Origin of the sequence: Hymenobacter psychrophilus, assembly GCF_900107135.1 — a bacterium.
Classification (GTDB): Bacteria; Bacteroidota; Bacteroidia; order Cytophagales; family Hymenobacteraceae; genus Hymenobacter; species Hymenobacter psychrophilus.
On record NZ_FNOV01000001.1, the window covers coordinates 220,759 to 237,058 of the forward strand.

A 16,300-nucleotide genomic window follows, 5' to 3' on the forward strand; every position below is an offset into this window, starting at 1 on the left:
TTGACTTCCCAATGCCCCAAGATACCCTAAAAGTCCCCGAACTGGCCCTCATTCTGCTGATTGGCAGCACCGGCGCGGGCAAGTCGACGTTTGCCCGGCGTTTGTTCAAGGCCACCGAAATTGTGTCGTCGGATGCGTGCCGGGGCATGGTAGCCGATGACGAGAACGACCAGTCGGCCAGCCAGGATGCATTTGAGCTGCTGCACTACCTGGTGGCCAAGCGCCTCAAGCGCGGGCTGTTAACGGTGGTGGATGCCACCAACGTGCAGGAAAGCAGCCGCAAGGCGCTGGTGGCCCTGGCCCGGCAGTACCACGTGCTGCCCGTGGCCGTGGTGCTCGACGTGCCCGATGCCGTGGCCCAGCGCCGCAACGACCAGCGCCCCGAGCGCCGCCATCTGGGCCGGCACGTCATTGCCGGCCACCGCCAGCAACTGCGCCGCAGCCTGCGTACCCTCAAGCAGGAAGGCTTCCGGCATATTCACCACCTGCGCGGCGTGGAGGAAATCGACGCCGTGCAAACCGTGTTGCGCGACCGGCTCTACAACAACCGCCAGCAGGAAACCGGCCCCTTCGACATCATCGGCGACGTGCACGGCTGCTACCACGAGCTATGCACGCTGCTGGAGCAACTGGGCTACCAGATAACCGAGGAGCCGATAACCGACGTGCGGGATTTGGGCGTGCGGGTAGTGGCGCCTTTAGTCGATTACCAGACTTCAGAAGGCCTCGATAGGAACCTCGCAACCACCGGCTCGCTTGTTCCGACAACGGCGGTGATAGGGGAGGGCGAGGCGGAAAACGTGCGACGCAAAGCCGTCTTCCTGGGCGACCTCGTGGACCGGGGCCCCGCCTCGCCGCAGGTATTGCGGCTGGTGATGAGCATGGTGCGCGACGGCACGGCGCTGTGCGTGCCGGGCAACCACGACATCAAGCTGCTGCGCCACCTCAACGGCAAAAAGGTAACCGCCAACCACGGGCTGGCCGAAACGCTGGCCCAGCTGGCACCCGAGCCCGAGGCGTTCAAGAGCCAGGTGCGGCAGTTTCTGGATGGGCTGGTAAGCCACTACGTGCTCGACGGCGGCAAGCTGGTGGTGGCCCACGCGGGCCTCACCGAGGACATGCACGGCCGGGGCTCGGGGGCCGTGCGGGCCTTCGCGCTATTTGGCGAAAGCACCGGCGAAATCGATGAGTTTGGCCTGCCCGTGCGCTACGAGTGGGCCCGCGAGTACCGGGGCCGGGCCGTGGTGGCGTTCGGCCACACGCCCGTGCCCGACCCCGAATGGCTCAACAACACCATCGACCTCGACACCGGCTGCGTGTTCGGCGGCCGCCTCACCGCCCTGCGCTACCCCGAGCGCGAGCTGGTCACCGTGCCCGCCGCCCAAGTCTACTGCGAGCCAGTCAGGCCGCTAAATCATAAGCTGTTAGCTGATAGCTCTCAGCTGTTAGCTTCCTCGTCAAAAGACCAGAACGAAAAGCTAACAGCTAACAGCTCTCAGCTAGAAGCTGAATTAGATATTCGCGACGTGACGGGCAAGCAGTTCATCGAAACGCGGCTGATGCGCGGGGTGACCATTCGGGAGGAAAACGCGGTGGCGGCGCTGGAGGTGATGAGTCGGTTTGCGCTGCACCCCAAGTGGCTGCTGTATTTGCCCCCCACCATGTCGCCCACCGAAACCTCGGCGTTGCCCGATTTGCTGGAGCACCCCGCCGAAGCCCTGGACTACTACCGGCGGCTGGGCGTGGAGCGCGTAGTGTGCGAGGAAAAGCACATGGGCAGCCGCGTAGTGGTGGTTTTGGGCAAAGACGAAGCCGCTATAACGCGCCGTCTGGGCCTCACGGGCGAAGGCATCGGCAAGTGCTACACCCGCACCGGCCGCAACTTCTTTACCGACGCGGCCCTCGAAACGGCCTTCATGGCCCGCCTGCGCGACGCCCTGACCACGGCCGGCTTCTGGGAAAAGTTCGATACCGATTGGGTGTGCCTCGATGCCGAGCTGCTGCCCTGGTCGGCCAAGGCCCAGGAGCTGGTGAAAAACCAGTACGCCGCTGTGGCCGCCGCCGCCAACTTCGCTTTGCCCCAGGCCGAAGCCACGCTGGCCGAAGCCGCCGCCCGCGGCCTCACGGGGGCCGCCGAGCTGCTGGCCCGCACCAGTGCCCGCCGCGAAGCCGCCACCGACTACGCCGAGGCCTACCGCCGCTACTGCTGGCCCGTGCAGTCGCTCTCCGACCTCAAGCTGGCCCCGTTCCACCTGCTGGCCACCGAGGGCCGCACCTACTTCGAGCGCGACCACGCCTGGCACATGGAAACCCTGCGCGGCCTCGCTCTGGCCGACCCCGGCCTGCTCCGCGCCACGCCCTACCGCGTGGTGGCCCTGAACAACCCCGCCGAAACCGACGCCGCCATAACTTGGTGGACCGACCTGACCGCCGCCGGGGGCGAAGGCATGGTGGTGAAGCCCTACGATTTCGTGCCCGCCGGCAAGGGCGGCCTGCTCCAACCGGCGCTCAAGTGCCGCGGCCGCGAGTACCTGCGCATCATCTACGGCCCCGATTACCTGCTACCCGGTAACCTCGAACGCCTGCGCCAGCGCAACGTGAAAGCTAAGCGCAACCTCGCCCTGCGCGAATTTGCGCTCGGCGTCGAAGGCCTGGAGCGGTTCGTAGCCCGCGAGCCCCTGCGCCGGGTGCACCAGTGCGTGTTCGGCGTACTAGCCCTGGAAAGCGAAGCCGTTGACCCACGGCTGTAAAAAGGGCAGGAAACGAAAAAGAACGTCATTCTGAGCGAAGCGCAGCGTAGCCGAAGAATCCCTACCGCAATGGTAATTACTGACCACAACGATGTGGTAGAGATTCTTCGACTACGCTGCGCTTCGCTCAGAATGACGTTCTTTTTCGTTTCTCCAAATTACAACGCCCTACCGGCTGCGGCTGGAACCACGGCTGCCGCGGCTGCTGCTTTGGCCCTTAGCGGGGCCGCCACTGCCTTTGGCCGGGCGCTTGGTAGCACCCTTTGGGCCGCCTTTCGGGCCGGCGGATTTACCGGGGCGGGGGCCGGCTTTGTCGGTGGGGCGGCCCGAGCCGGCGGTGCGGCCGGCCGTAACGAGGCGCTTGGGCTTGGCGCCGGGGCGCACGGAATCCTTATCGAGCCAGGCGCCGGCGGGGAGGGTTTTGGCTTTGCGTGGGGCTTCGGCGTCGCCCATGGAGGGGTCGGAGGGGAGGCGCACGATGTCGGGGCGGGCGGTGGCGCGGCGGGCAGTTTTGCGGCCCGGCTGGTCGCCCCACTGCTCGGCCGTCGATACCACTTTGCGGCGGCGCGCGGTGCGGCCGTCGTCGGTGCCGCTGGAGTTCTCAATCATCTCAAACAGCACCTTCAGCTCTTTATCGCGTAGCTCGCGCCACTCGCCGGGCCCGAGGCCCTTGATGCTGATGTTCATCACGCGGATGCGTTCGAGCTGCACCACCTCGTAGCCGAAATGCTCGCACATGCGCCGGATCTGGCGGTTCATGCCCTGCACCAGCGTGAGCCGGAAAATGTAGGGCGTCTCCTTCACCGCCTTGCACTTCTGGGTCATCACCCCCAGAATAGGTACCCCGTTCTGGATGGCCTCAATGAAGTCGTCCTTGATGGGCTTGTCGACCATCACGATGTACTCCTTCTCGTGCTGGTTGCCGGCGCGCAGGATTTTGTTCACGATGTCGCCGTTGCTCGTCATCAGCAGCAGCCCTTGCGACTCCTTGTCGAGCCGGCCGATGGGGAAGATGCGCACCGTATGCTTAATGGCCCGGATAACGTTGTCCTTCACGCCCAAATCGGTGGTCGTGACGATGCCGGGGGGCTTGTTGTAGGCCAGGTACACCGCCTCTTCCTCGGGCCGGGGCTCGATGTGGGCGCCATTCACCACCACCCGGTCGCGACTGGTTACCTGGTCGCCGACGGCGGCGCGCTTGCCATTTACCAGCACGTTGCCCTGCTCGATGTGGCGGTCGGCTTCGCGGCGTGAGCACACGCCGCTTTCGCTGATGTATTTATTGAGTCGGGTTGCCATGTTGATAAAGCTTAATGCTTGGGGCCGAGTGGTTAGGCCGGCAGAAAAAGAGGCTGCCAACCCGCAGTGGGGTCGGCAGCCTGCAAAGGTACGCCGTATTCAGGAGAGGGGGAAACCGGCTGCTACAACCAGTGGCCGGCTTCAGGGACGAACCGGGGCTCAGGCGAAAAACGCAAACAGCGCCGTTTCCAGTTCGGCGGGCAGCGTGGGCGGATTGATGGTGCGCAGCGTCAGCGGCGCGGCCCCATCGGCGGGCGAAAAAGTGCCCCCGGTGGTGTTAAACCGCAGTTGGCCTTGGCTGAATTCGCGCTGGTGCTCGCCGTCTTCGGTACTCATATCCACAAAATCAAGCTGGCTGAGCTGGCGGCTGGCATTATCGAAATACAGCCAGAAGTACAGGTGACCGGGATTTTTACTCTGGATATCGAGGCGCTTTATTTCGAAGATGGTGGCCGTATCGGCTTCAAACAGAAACAGGGAGCGGTAGAGGAAAGCCATAGGAGGAGAAAAAGAACGCCTACAGGGCGTAGATGAGCGAAGCCACAACCGGCGCAGAAATCAGCAGGCAGATAGCCAGGGGCCGCCAGACGCTGCGGGCCGGAAAGTCCCGCTTGTTCGGGATGAACTTGTCGGCGTAGGAGTTGAGGCCGTAGCCGCCGGCCAGCCCGGTGCCCACCGCGTAGGCCCCGTAGGCAGACGAATCGGGTACCAGGGAGATGAGCACCGCCATAACCACCGTATAGGCCACGCTGGCCCACAACGCCTTGCGTGCCTCTTCGGGCCGGCCCACCGCCCGCAGGTTGCTGGCCGTGAGCACACCCCCCGCCACGGCGCTGAATGCCAGCGAAAACAGCCGGATGATGCGCTGGGAATACAGGGGTGGGTTGGTGGTAGTAGCGGAAACGGAAGGGGGCATGGGTTGAGTAAAGGAGGCCGCTTAAAAAACGCTGGATGCAGGTTACGGATTACAATTTTACCGCTTTTTCGCCTTGGTCCACTCCTTTCATCCACTTCATCAGGCCGTGCATGTAGGTTTGCTGGTCGTCGTAGAAACTCATGTGGCTGCCGCGGGGGCAGATGAGGGCGGTGCCGTGCTGCACTTTCTCGGCTACCATGCGCATGTGCTCGGGGTCCATGGTGTCGTATTTGCCACCGATGCTGAGCACGGGCACCGCCAGCTTGGGCAGGTCGGGCACGCGGTTCCAGTTCAACAGCTTGCCCGATACGCCGAACTCGCTCGGTCCCTGCATGGTCACGTACAGCGACTGGTTCATTTTGGCAAACGAGCGGTTCACCGGCTCGGGCCACTGCTCCAGGGGGCGGCGCAGAATGTGCTGGGTGTAGAAGTTGGGCAGGAGCAGCTCCATGTAGCGCGGGTTCTGGAAGTCGTTGCGCGCTTCAATGGCCCGGATTTCCTTGAGCACTTCGGGCTTGAACTGGGGGGCCAGCACCTCCTCGGCATACTTGCCGTAGGCCGGAATGCTCATCATCATATTGCTGATGACGACGCCCTTGAGGTGCTGCTGGTACTTGAGGGCGTACTCGGCGGCCAGAATGCCGCCCCAGCTGTGGCCGAGCAGGTAGAAATTGCTGCTGTCGAGCTGGAGGGCCTGCCGCACCTGCTCCACTTCCTCCACGTAGCGCGGCAGGCTCCACATGGCGGTATCCTTAGGGTTGTCGGAGTTGCCGCAGCCGAGCTGGTCGTAATAGATAAACTCGATGCCTTCGCGGGGCAGAAAGCTCTCCATGCACTCGAAATACTCGTGCGTAGCTCCCGGCCCGCCATTGAGCAGCAGCAGCTTGATGCGCGGGTTGTTACCGAACCGCTTGGTCCAGATGTTGAACGTGCCCTTAGCCGTGGTAATGGGCACCATTTTTACGCCGCCATCTGCCAGCACAGTGGTATCGGGGGCGGAGAAGTAGGTGGTGAGGGCCGGTGCGGTACCCGTTTCGGGCGTGGCGGCAGGGTTCGTGGAGCAGGCAGCGGCCGTAAAGGCCAGCAGGGTGGCGGCAAGAAGACGTTTCAGCATCCGGCAATATATTGAGTTGTTAGTTGTGAACGAGGTAGGGACAGCGAAGCGAAGCCCCGCCCCTACCTCGTTCAATTATTCCGCCAGCCACTGCTGGGTCCGGTACTCGCCGGGCCCGATGAACAGGTGAAGCAGGTCGTTGGTGAGCTGGAGGCCGTTGGCGCTGTTGGTGAAGAAGAGCAGGCTTTCGCGGCGACCTGGCAGCACCAGGAAAAAGCCCTGGAAGTCGTCGTTGTCGCCCCAGTGCCAGAGGGCGGGGCCGGCGCTGGTGGTGGCCAGGCCCAGGCCCACGGCCCAGTCCACGAACGGGTCGGCCGGGCCAGTGGGTCGGCCGCAACGGTTGGCCTCGTTGGCGGAGCTGGTCAGCAACCGGGCGGTGGTTTGCTTGAGGCCGCGGCCGGTGCGCAGGGCCTGCAGAAAGCGGTTGTAGTCGGGGGCGGTGGTGAGCAGGCTGTAGGCCGCGTAGGGCTCAGCGAAGCGGCGCACCTCGGTGGGCAGGCCGGCTTTATCGTGGCCGCAGGCAGCGTTGCCCGCAAAGCCGGCCTGCCACCGGAAGCTGCTGCGGCGCATTTTCAGCGGCCCAAAAACCTCCCGTTGCGCCAGCGTTTCCAACGGTTCGCCGGTGAGCTGCTCCAGCGTTTTCTGCAGCCACACGAACCCTTCGCCCGAGTAGTTCCAGCAGCTGTCGGGTGCAAACCGGAAGGACAGGGGCGAGGTGGCCCAGGTAGGCCCGAGCGGGTTATCGGCCCAATTGGGCAGGCCGGTGCGGTGGGTGAGTACCATGCGGGCCGTTACGCGGGCAGCGCGGGACGCATCCTGCACCCGCGGATACGGCGCGTAGCTGAGCAGCGGCCGGTCGAGGTCGAGCCGGCCCTGGTCGTGGAGACGGAGCGCGAGGTAGGCCAGTACCACCTTGCCCAGCGAGGCGGCCTGAAACACGGTTTCGGCAGTCACGGCCGCCGCCGAATCCTGCCGAAGCCGGCCCAGGTTATAGGTGGTAACCCGGGAGCCCTTGGTATGCACGAGCTGCAGGCCCGGCACGTTCCGTTGGGCCAGCAGCGCCTTTAGTTCGGTTTGCTGGGCGGGGGCACGTAGGCTAAGTAGCAGCAGGACCGGCAGCAGGAGTAGCAGCAGTTTCATGGTAAGTAGGAAAGCCGGTGCGGGGTTGCGGCCGGGGCGGATGTTGCGGCAGATGCGGCGGCAGGCGCAACGGTTGCTTCCAGGGGGCGCTCAGATTGCTTTACGCCGGGCCTTGGGAAAAATCAACGGCGTTTTGGGCCAGTTGAACCAGGTGGCGCTGGCCATCTTTATTGAACGTTGTTCAAATACTTGCAATGAAATCATACCCGTGCTCCGTGCAATAAGCTGGTAGTGCCGCCCACGCGAGGCCTTGGCGTTTTGCCTCCGTCCGGGCCGCCTGCAGAAGCTGCATGTACCGGGCAATAATTAGCTGCTCGCACCAATCGCGCGCGTTTTGCAGGTCATCAGATTCAATTTCAAGCTCCTCAAATGCCTCCTGTAGCGACTCGTAGCCTTCCAGAATCAAAGCGTTTTCACTGGCCGCGCAATAGTCAGGTAACCAGTCCTCCGCGGTTGCCAGGCCGTAATCTGCCGTGTAGGCGAAACCGTCAATAGCCCATTCATCTGTGTTGACATCGAACTCAGTAAGCTCAAAATAAAGTGCTTTTACCGGCTGGTTAACGTCTACGGAGCGGTGAAATTCATCTGCCCAATGGCAAAGCGTATGGGTCTGATCTAGCAAGGACCGCCCGGCTATCTGGTGAAAGGGGGAGAGCGGAATGGCCGCCAACTGGTTTTCAGCCAGTTCAATAGCCTGTGCGATTTCTCCCCGCAACAAATAAGAATTGAGTAGTTTGGCGAATTCGAAGTTCACGTAGCGGCTACTGTATAGTGGTGGTGCAAGTTGCTGCTCAACGCAATGGGCCGCCCAAATTGAGCGGCCCATGATGTTTAGTTACGGTTGATGAGGTTTACCCCAGCGTGTGGTAGACGGCCTGCACGTCGTCGTCTTCCTCGAACTTCTCAATCAGGTTCATCACCTCTTCCAGCTCGTCGCCTTCGAGGTGCACCGTGGTGTTGGGCACGCGCTGCAACTGGGCCGATACCACATTGAACTCCTTTTCTTCCAGCGCCTTCTGCATCTGGCCAAAGTCGGTAAAGGCGGTTTCGACTACGATGAAGTCCGTGGTGTTGCCCTGCTCGTCCTCGTCCTGGTCGGCGTACACGTCTTCGGCGCCGGCATCAATGAGCTCCAGCTCCAGCTCTTCCACGTCCAGGCCTTCGGCGGCCAGCTTGAATACGCCCTTGCGGGTGAAGGTGTAGTCGGAGGAGCCGGCAGTGCCCAGCGCGCCGTTGCCGCGGTTGAAATACATGCGCACGTTGGCTACGGTGCGGGTTGGGTTGTCGGTAGCGGTTTCAATCACCACGGCCACGCCGTGGGGCGCGTAGCCTTCGTACACCACTTCCTGGTAATCCTTCTCCTCGCGCGAGGAAGCCCGCTTAATGGCGGCTTCCACCCGGTCTTTGGGCATGTTCACGCCCTTGCCGTTCTGCATGGCCGTGCGCAGGCGCGAGTTGGTGTCGGGGTTGGGGCCGCCTTCTTTCACGGCCATCACGATTTCGCGGCCAATCCGGGTAAAGTCTTTCGACATCCGGTCCCAGCGCTTCATTTTGCGGCCTTTCCGGAATTCAAACGCGCGTCCCATCTATGGTGAGTTGGTGAAATGGTGAGTAGTAAATTGTCGTGCTGGCGGAAAGCCTGAACGAGTCGCAAGTTAGCAGAAACCCAGCCGGGGCTCAAGGTGAGGGGGTGAAATAGTGAGATGGTGAGTTTGACGTTCGGCAGGACCTAACTGCGCAAGTGGCGTAATTAGCACCATCCAACACTCACTATTTCACCATCTCACTAGCTTGCCTTCAGCCCCAGCCCGCGGGCCAGCAGCCAGTCGAGGGCGCGGGCGGGCAGCAGGCGGGGCACAATGTAGGCCCGGAATACGTCGGCGGCAATAGTGTAGCGCAGTTTGGGGCGGGGCGTTTCCATGATCTGTACCAGCCGGCCGGCCACGTATTCGGGCGTCAGGCCCTGGCTACGGGTTTTGTTGATAAACCCCAGGAAGCGCCGGGCCGGGCCGTGGTAGGGCGTATGCGCGTAAGGGCCAAGGTCGATGCCCTTGTCCCAGATGGGCGTTTGCGTAACGCCAAGACCGATAAGCACCACCGGAATGCCGAACAGCCCCAGCTCGCGCCGCCAGGTAGCTGTAACGCCTTCCAGCGCGTGCTTGCTGCCCACATACGCTCCCAGAAATGGCGAGGCCACCTGCCCGCTCACCGAACCCATGTTCAGCACCCGGCCCGGATGCCCCGCAAAACCGGCCCGGGCCCCGAGCAGCGGCAGGAAAGCCTGCGTTACCTGAATCAGCCCCAGTACATTCACCTCAAAATGCTGCCTGATTACGTCGAGCGGCTGATGTTGTAACGGCCCGCCGAATGCTATGCCCGCGTTGTTAAGCAGGCCCGTCAGCGGCCTGGTACCCAACGCATGGGCTACATCGGTGGCGGCCCGCGCCACGGCTTCGGCATCGGTTACGTCGAAGAGCAGGGGCATGAAATTCGGGCCCAGCTCGGCGCGCAACTGCTCGGCGTCGGCGTCGCGCCTGATGCTGCCGAACACCCGGTAGCCGCGTGCCAGAAAAGCGCGGGCCGCCGCCAGCCCCACGCCGCTCGATACGCCGGTAATGACAACAGACTTGGATGGTTCAGCCATGCGGATAAAAGTGGAAAACAAGCCACGGAGGCCCCGGGCTTATTGGTGACGCAGGGTATAAGTGCTCTGGTTGCCGGCCGGGAAGCCCGCCAGCGTAATTGTCAGCCGGCCTTTGCTGAGCTGGAAAGTACCTTCGTCGGTGCGGGGCCGGCCGCTTTTATCGGGGTAAGTAAAGCTGATGCGGCCGGGCGTGAACGTGAAGCGGCCGTCCTGGTCGAAGCGCATGGGGCCGCCGTTGGCCGTCAGCGTCAGGCGCTTTTGGTAAGTGCCATCGGGGCGGAGCAGCAGGGTGCCGCCCACGCCCTGGGCCGGCAGCGGCTCGGGGCTGGTGCCCTGGTCGAGGATGCTGTAGGCTAGGTAGGCGTAAGTGCCAAAGAAGGAAGTTGGCGCCACCGGCCCCGGTTGTTGGCGCGACTGGGCTGGCAGCGGAAATCCGGGCAGCAGCAGCAGCAACAAGAGTACAGGCAAGAGACGGGAGTACATGTTCATGCCGAAAGATAAGCGCCGCTGGAAGAAGTGCCCGGTCCCCGGGCGGTCCGGCCGGCACTCAGGCGGCAATGCTCAGCACCCAGGTCAGGGCGGCGTCCGTTTCGTCGAATTCGAAGGTTTTAATGGGCAGCACCTGCGCCAGCGAAACGCTGCTGGCCACGGCTTCGCGTGAGGGCCAGTCCATCGCGTTTATCCAGGCTACGGCCCGCACGCCGCGAGCGGCCAGCGCGGGTGCCAGCACCCCGCCAATCCAGTCGCCGGCCTCTGCCCACTCACCAAACGCCTCGCTACTGTCATTAATCATGCGATACACGGGCTGGGTGGCCGGTAGGAGGGCCAGTAGCTGCTCGCACTGCTGCTGAGCCAAAGCGGCATCGAACCGACCACGCCATTGCGCCTCCACCAACTGGTAGCGGCTGCTGTACCGCACCAGCAGCGTAGGCGTGTCAAGCAGGATTTGATCGAAATAAATCATGCTTCGGAAAGTTGGAATGAAAACGGGCCCAGGCCAGCTAGGCAGCCGTCTGTTACAACATACGGAGCCCGGCAGCAAAAAGTAAACGCCGTTTCACCGCATGGGCGGTGGCAAAGTTCGAAGGACCGTTTAAACTGCTGATTCGGTGCTACAAAAAAAGCTGCGGCGCGGGCGCAACCGGCGCGCCACTATATTTCCGCTGCCGGATTGTTACTTTGGGCTATGGCTGATTTCCTGCGTGAGTTGATTCGTCCGGCCGCCGAGCTGCCCGTAGCCGACGTATGCCTGGTAGGGCTGCCCCTTGATTTTGGGACGGTGCTGGAAGGGGGCCGGAGCGGGGCCATGCACGCCCCCAATGCCATCCGGGCCGAGCTGCGGCGCTACCATAAAACCTACAACCTCGAGCACAGCGTCGACCTGCGCCCGCTACGCATAGCCGATGCCGGCAACCTGCCGCTGCGCGCCTCCTGCCACGCCGACAACCACGCGACTATTGCCACCGAGCTGGCCCGGCTGCTGGCGCAGTATCCGCGGGTGGTGGTGCTGGGGGGCTCTCATGATGGCACCTACAGCACCGTGCGGGGCCTGCACGCGGCCACCGGCGGCCAGCCGCTGGGGGGCATCAACCTCGATGCCCACGCCGATGTGAAAGACCGCCCGGGCATACTAAGCAGCGGTACGCCCTTCGGGAAGCTATTGCGCGAGGGTCAGCTCGCCGGGTCCCGCTTCACCGAAATCGGGCTGCACTCCAACCTCAATCTGCAGGCCGATATCGACTTCCTGCACCAGCACCAGGCTTACGTGGTGCCGCTGGCGCAGGTGCAGCAGGAAGGAATGCCGGCCTGCATGCAGCGGGCGCTGACGCGGGCTACCGCGGCCGGCCCCGCCTTTGTGAGCTTCGATATCGACTGCTGTGCCCAGGCCTATGCCCCGGCCGTGAGTGCCCCCAGCGCCGACGGCCTGACGCCCCGCCAGGCCACCGAAGCCGCCTGGCTGGCTGGTCGCGCGGCTGGGGTGCGGTTGTTTGAAGTGGTCGAGCTTAATCCGCTCTTCGACCGCGACCAGCAGACGGCGCGTTTGGCGGCTACCCTTGTGGCGGCGTATCTTACCGGGGTGGCCGCAACGCTTGGCGCTTAGCGCCTGTCGTCGCCCCGCCGTCACTGTCGGTCCTTAGTATGAAAACGAACCTGCTGCTCTCTCTACTCCTGATTACCGGCTCGGTCGCGGCCCAGAATGCCACGACTCCTAAGGCCGCTTCCGTCAAAGCCACCTCTGCCAAAACTGCCGGCCCAGCTCCTGTCTTCTCGCTCGACTGCGCTACCGACCCGCTGCCCGCCGGCCCACTGCAGAAAACGCACTGCGAAATCCGAAACCTGACGTTGCCCGCCCCGCCCGCCAATACTGCCCTGACGGTGGATGCACGGACCAACGGCAGTATTACCGTGCGGGCCTGGGCCGGACCCGATGTGCGGGTGCGGGCCCGCGTAACGGGCCGCGCTGCTACCGCCGAAACTGCCCGCGCCCTGGCCGCAGCCGTGCGCCTGAGCTCCACCGCGCATACGCTGCAGGCCGGGCTGGCCAATGGCTCGGTGGAGGGCTGGGCTGTAAGCTATGAAGTGCTGGTGCCGGCCCAAACCGACCTGACGCTGACGGCCGTGAACGGTGCGCTGGAGCTGGAAAACGTGCGGGGCCAGTTGCACCTGACGACCACCAACGGTCCACTCACGCTTCGTGGCGTGGCCGGCGACGTGCGCGCCCACACCACCAACGGCCGCATCGACCTGAGCCTGAGCGGCGACGCCTGGACTGGCCCGGGGCTCGATGTGAGTACGGTGAACGGCGACATCAGCTGGCAGCTGCCGCCCGAGTATGCGGCCACATTACTGGCGCGCACTACCCGCGGTCGGGTTGAGGCCGCGCTCAATACCAAGCGCCTGAACCTACTGCCCCACAACCTGGCCGCCACGTTGGGTAAGGGCGGGGCGCAACTCAAAGTGAGTACCGTAAATGGCAACGTGCAGGTAAGTCAGCCGCGCCCACCTGCACCGCTACCCGCCGACTCGCTCGACGTGGAATAGTGGCGCCGATGGGCCGTAACGGTATGCTTCGCGGTGTTACACCGAGTCGTTGCCGGCTACTACCTGGGCGTGGTTGAGCACGGCTACCAGCGTAACGCCGCCAATGATGTTGCCCAACAGCGCCGGCACCACAAAGCCGCCCAGCACCTGGCCCCAGCCGGCCAACCCTACGCTGGCCACGCTGAATACCTCCACCGAGCCGGCAATAATGTGGCTGAAATGTGCCAGACCTACCAGGTACGTCATCAGAATAATAACCCATACCCGGGCCGACTCGGCGAAGGGCAGCAGCCACACCATCAGGGCAATAACCCAGCCGGCAAAAATGCCGCGCAGCAGCGTGGTACCGAAGCCAAAATGCATTGCCCGCTGACCCATGCTTATAAATTCGGCCTTCACATCCTCATCAAAAGCCGAGCTGTGCATGGCTACTAGCGCCAGCACCAGCGCCCCAAGCAGGTTGGAAAAAAGCACTACGCCCCACAGCCGCAACACGTTGAGCAGGGTGGGCAGATCTTTCTTGGCCAACAGCGGCAGAATGGGCGTCAGCGTGTTTTCGGTAAACAGCTGCTGGCGGGCCAGAATCACAATCAGAAAGCCGATGCTGTAGCCGAACGTGGCCACCAACGGCCGCCAGGGGGCGTCGGGCAGGTAATGCGTGAGCAGGCCTTCGCCAATCATGGAAAAGCCCATCGAGAGGCCCGCCGCCAGCCCCGACCAGAACAGCGCCGCCGTCGGACGGTTCAGCTCCATTTCGCCCTCCTGCATGGTGGTGCGGTACAACACCTTGCCCGTAGGAGCCTTACGCTCGTTCACTTCGCGCTGCTCGGCCCGCTCCTGCTGGATTTCCTGCTGCTTCACTTTAGGGTCGACTTCTTCTTGCATAGCAGAGCTTAAACGCAGCCATTAAAATTCCGACGAAGAATCGATTAAAAGAAAGCGGGTGTCAGAAAACAAAAATCCGCAACCAGCTGAATAGTTGAGCTAAACAGTGGGTTGCGGATAGTTGTTTTTGATTGGAGGCCTTCCGGTGAGGACTGCCGGTTTTTAGCGCGCTACCTCCTCGGTCCGAAAGCGCTTGGGTTCGCCGGCTTTAGGGCGCGGGTATTCGTTCTGCTTTTTGGCCCGGTACGATTTTACCAGCCAGGCCGCGCCCACAAGTCCTCCAAGGGCCGCGGCAGCCATACCAAACTTCGCCCGAATCGGGTCGTGGGGAGCCGGCGGCAGGTAGGCTACGCCGTTGGCATCGAGGCGGGCGGGGTGCTGCACGTAGCGGCCGTGGGCCGGCACCCGAAACTCATCGGCCAGCCGGCGCAGGCCCGCACTGGCTTCGGGGCCGCGCACGGCCGGGCCATGGCCGCAGCCAATGGCCTCGGGGCGCAGGTCGGCTAGCAGCCGGATGGAGTCGCCCACCTGCTGCCAGTCGTAGTTGAACGGGGCCCCCGCAATGCTGATGTTCTCAACCTGCAGCAGCACGGCCGGCACCGACTGGTGGTTGCAGGTGGCAAACGCATCGGCCCCGAGCAGGGTGCGGTCTTTTTCGCGGAACAGCGCCACCTGGCCGGGGGCGTGGCCGGGCACATGGTGCCACTGCCAGTCGGGTAAAAAGGGTGGGTCGAGGTCGTTGGCAGGCAGCTGCTGCACGTAATCGGAGAGCTGGAACGACTGGGGCGGGAAAAAGCGGGCCGCGGAGGCCAGCGAGCCGCCACCGGCCACTGTTGGGTCGGCGGGCGGGTACACGGCCCGAGCCGTCAGGAAGGGCAGCTCCAGCTGGTGAGCCAGCACCGGCACCTTCCAGTGCTCGGCCAGGGCCTGGGCCGAGCCGGCGTGGTCGAGGTGGCCGTGGGTAAGGATAATGGCCTCGGGGTGGGAGCCGGAGTAGAAAAGTGCGTCGGCTGCCGCCACAATGGCCTGCTCCGAGCCCGGCAGGCCGGTATCAACCAGTACCCACTCGCCGGAGCGGCCGGTTTCAACGAAATATACGTTGACAAAACGCTGAATAGTAAGCTGATGAACGCCAGGGGCTACTTGTTTCATAGGGAAAGCAGTGAAGTAGAAGGATGCAAATTGTACGCACCAGCACCAGATTTTGATTTGTTTCCCTGCACCAGCCCTCAACTTGCACGATGGTTCAGATCAGACAATCTGCTACTTTAGTGCCTTCATCCGGCCGCCAAGCATTTATGCCGCGGCTTCTTTCCCCGGAATTCTGTGGAGACTAGCTCCGCCAAAAGCGCCTTTTTCGACCGAACCCGTCAGCTGCTGCTGCGCCAGGGCTTCCGCATCGACCGCGAAGACCCAGCCCGTCCTTGGGGCGGCTTTTTCGTGCTCGATGAAACCCAGGCCCAGCAGTTTGCCGACCAGTACTTCGACGGCCTGACCGTGGATGAGCTGCGGATTTCGGGCCGGCTGAGCCCTAAAATCCTGCTTGTGGCCCCACTGCAGCGCCTCTCGTGGCAATACCACCACCGCCGGGCCGAAATCTGGCGCGTCGTTAGTGGCCCCGTGGGCATCATCACCAGCGACACCGACGAGGAAGGAGAGCTGAAAACCTACGGACCGGGTGAGCAAATTACGCTCCGCCAAGGCGAGCGGCACCGCCTGATTGGCCTCAGCGACTGGGGCATCATCGCCGAAATCTGGCAGCACACCAACGCACAAAACCCTTCCGATGAGGACGACATTGTGCGCGTGCAGGATGACTTCAACCGCAGATAATGCAGATGAACAGATGTTGCAGATGTTGCAGATGCATACGGAAGCTACTCATTAGCATCAACTCTACAAATGTCGAAGACCAGACTGCTATTTTATGCCAGATAGCCTGAATCTGCACTGTAATGGTTGCCACTAGTGTCCGCCGCTTGTTGTTGCTGTTGCTGTTGCTAACTTGGCGGCCAGCCGCCGCGCAACAAGTCAGCTTTTCGGAGCTGGTTGATTTTTATGAGGGCGGACCAGCGGCAGCACAGCGAATATTGCTGCCACGCGGCTGGTTGTACACGGGAGAAGATACGTTTCAAGACTCGCGGGAGAATTGTGCGGGCAAAAGCATACTGTTTGGCTTGCCGCTGACGCCGCCCGACTCGACTGGCTATGGCCATTGGATAAATGTGGACACCGAAGGCAGTTGCAAGCGTACTGTGGGCTACCAGACGTGGAATAAAGAAGCAATAGCGCTGATGAAGCGCGAACTAAAAGGGCAGTATCGGATGGTATTCGACAATACGTCTACCGCTTGGGAAGGTGGGCATCAGGTTACGCGCTTGATGTACCTCGGACCGAAGTATCGGGCGCAAATAATTGAAACAGAATATAAAACCAGCCAGAGGAAACGGCTTGTGCGGTATGCCCTATATGTAGGAAAACAGCCGTTGCCATAAACCCAAAGAGAATTC

17 protein-coding genes are annotated in these 16,300 nt (G+C 62.7%); 5 read left to right on the forward strand and 12 right to left on the reverse strand.

Going from position 1 to position 16,300, the window contains the following annotated elements; translation table 11 throughout:
• Nucleotides 1-11 precede the first annotated feature (11 nt).
• Nucleotides 12-2,750, forward strand: a complete 2,739-nt coding sequence (locus tag BLW21_RS00875) for a polynucleotide kinase-phosphatase (protein ID WP_092736920.1) — start codon at nucleotides 12-14, stop codon at nucleotides 2,748-2,750.
• 168 nt (nucleotides 2,751-2,918) lie between these two features.
• Here the strand turns inward: BLW21_RS00875 and rluF are convergent, their stop codons facing one another.
• From rluF to BLW21_RS00925, 10 genes are all read right to left on the reverse strand, one after another.
• Nucleotides 2,919-4,049: a 23S rRNA pseudouridine(2604) synthase RluF gene (gene rluF / locus BLW21_RS00880; protein ID WP_092736922.1), complete on the reverse strand. Its 1,131-nt coding sequence runs from the start codon at nucleotides 4,047-4,049 to the stop codon at nucleotides 2,919-2,921.
• Between the two features lie 159 nt (nucleotides 4,050-4,208).
• Nucleotides 4,209-4,547 carry a hypothetical protein gene (locus tag BLW21_RS00885; protein ID WP_092736924.1) on the reverse strand — a complete coding sequence of 113 codons (339 nt, stop codon included), beginning with the start codon at nucleotides 4,545-4,547 and terminating at the stop codon, nucleotides 4,209-4,211.
• 19 nt (nucleotides 4,548-4,566) lie between these two features.
• The gene (locus tag BLW21_RS00890) at nucleotides 4,567-4,965 is read right to left on the reverse strand and encodes a hypothetical protein (protein WP_092736926.1); all 399 of its coding nucleotides are present in this window, start codon (nucleotides 4,963-4,965) and stop codon (nucleotides 4,567-4,569) included.
• 49 nt (nucleotides 4,966-5,014) lie between these two features.
• Nucleotides 5,015-6,079 carry a proline iminopeptidase-family hydrolase gene (locus tag BLW21_RS00895; RefSeq protein ID WP_092736928.1) on the reverse strand — a complete coding sequence of 355 codons (1,065 nt, stop codon included), beginning with the start codon at nucleotides 6,077-6,079 and terminating at the stop codon, nucleotides 5,015-5,017.
• A 75-nt stretch (nucleotides 6,080-6,154) separates the two neighbouring features.
• The gene (locus tag BLW21_RS00900) at nucleotides 6,155-7,219 is read right to left on the reverse strand and encodes a serine hydrolase domain-containing protein (protein ID WP_092736930.1); all 1,065 of its coding nucleotides are present in this window, start codon (nucleotides 7,217-7,219) and stop codon (nucleotides 6,155-6,157) included.
• A gap of 181 nt (nucleotides 7,220-7,400) precedes the next feature.
• Nucleotides 7,401-8,045, reverse strand: coding sequence for a hypothetical protein (locus tag BLW21_RS00905; protein ID WP_092736932.1), 645 nt, complete (start codon nucleotides 8,043-8,045; stop codon nucleotides 7,401-7,403).
• Nucleotides 8,046-8,070: 25 nt separating this feature from the next.
• Nucleotides 8,071-8,805 carry a YebC/PmpR family DNA-binding transcriptional regulator gene (locus tag BLW21_RS00910; protein WP_092736934.1) on the reverse strand — a complete coding sequence of 245 codons (735 nt, stop codon included), beginning with the start codon at nucleotides 8,803-8,805 and terminating at the stop codon, nucleotides 8,071-8,073.
• A gap of 200 nt (nucleotides 8,806-9,005) precedes the next feature.
• Nucleotides 9,006-9,863 (reverse strand): SDR family NAD(P)-dependent oxidoreductase, encoded by an 858-nt coding sequence (locus tag BLW21_RS00915; protein WP_092736936.1) that lies wholly within the window; start codon nucleotides 9,861-9,863, stop codon nucleotides 9,006-9,008.
• Nucleotides 9,864-9,902: 39 nt separating this feature from the next.
• Complete coding sequence (locus BLW21_RS00920; protein WP_139255034.1) at nucleotides 9,903-10,346, reverse strand: hypothetical protein; 444 nt, start codon at nucleotides 10,344-10,346, stop codon at nucleotides 9,903-9,905.
• A gap of 64 nt (nucleotides 10,347-10,410) precedes the next feature.
• Nucleotides 10,411-10,827 carry a SpoIIAA family protein gene (locus tag BLW21_RS00925; RefSeq protein ID WP_092736940.1) on the reverse strand — a complete coding sequence of 139 codons (417 nt, stop codon included), beginning with the start codon at nucleotides 10,825-10,827 and terminating at the stop codon, nucleotides 10,411-10,413.
• Nucleotides 10,828-11,049: 222 nt separating this feature from the next.
• Here BLW21_RS00925 and BLW21_RS00930 point away from each other — a divergent pair, with 222 nt between their 5' ends.
• Complete coding sequence (locus BLW21_RS00930) at nucleotides 11,050-11,964, forward strand: arginase family protein (protein WP_092736942.1); 915 nt, start codon at nucleotides 11,050-11,052, stop codon at nucleotides 11,962-11,964.
• A 38-nt stretch (nucleotides 11,965-12,002) separates the two neighbouring features.
• The gene (locus BLW21_RS00935; RefSeq protein WP_092736944.1) at nucleotides 12,003-12,905 is read left to right on the forward strand and encodes a DUF4097 family beta strand repeat-containing protein; all 903 of its coding nucleotides are present in this window, start codon (nucleotides 12,003-12,005) and stop codon (nucleotides 12,903-12,905) included.
• Between the two features lie 36 nt (nucleotides 12,906-12,941).
• Here BLW21_RS00935 and BLW21_RS00940 read toward each other — a convergent pair whose 3' ends face one another.
• Together BLW21_RS00940 and BLW21_RS00945 are read right to left on the reverse strand one after the other, a co-directional pair.
• A complete protein-coding gene (locus BLW21_RS00940; RefSeq protein WP_092736946.1) occupies nucleotides 12,942-13,790 on the reverse strand; it encodes a formate/nitrite transporter family protein in 849 nt (282 codons plus the stop codon).
• A 162-nt stretch (nucleotides 13,791-13,952) separates the two neighbouring features.
• On the reverse strand, nucleotides 13,953-14,942 hold the full coding sequence (locus BLW21_RS00945; RefSeq protein ID WP_092736948.1) for an MBL fold metallo-hydrolase: 990 nt from the start codon (nucleotides 14,940-14,942) through the stop codon (nucleotides 13,953-13,955).
• A gap of 174 nt (nucleotides 14,943-15,116) precedes the next feature.
• On the opposite strand from BLW21_RS00945, the gene BLW21_RS00950 reads away from it, so the two are divergent.
• Entirely contained in the window at nucleotides 15,117-15,623 is a 507-nt protein-coding gene (locus BLW21_RS00950; RefSeq protein ID WP_092736950.1) for a cupin domain-containing protein, read from the forward strand.
• Nucleotides 15,624-15,745: 122 nt separating this feature from the next.
• Nucleotides 15,746-16,285 carry a hypothetical protein gene (locus BLW21_RS00955; protein ID WP_092736952.1) on the forward strand — a complete coding sequence of 180 codons (540 nt, stop codon included), beginning with the start codon at nucleotides 15,746-15,748 and terminating at the stop codon, nucleotides 16,283-16,285.
• The last annotated feature ends 15 nt before the right edge of the window (nucleotides 16,286-16,300 follow it).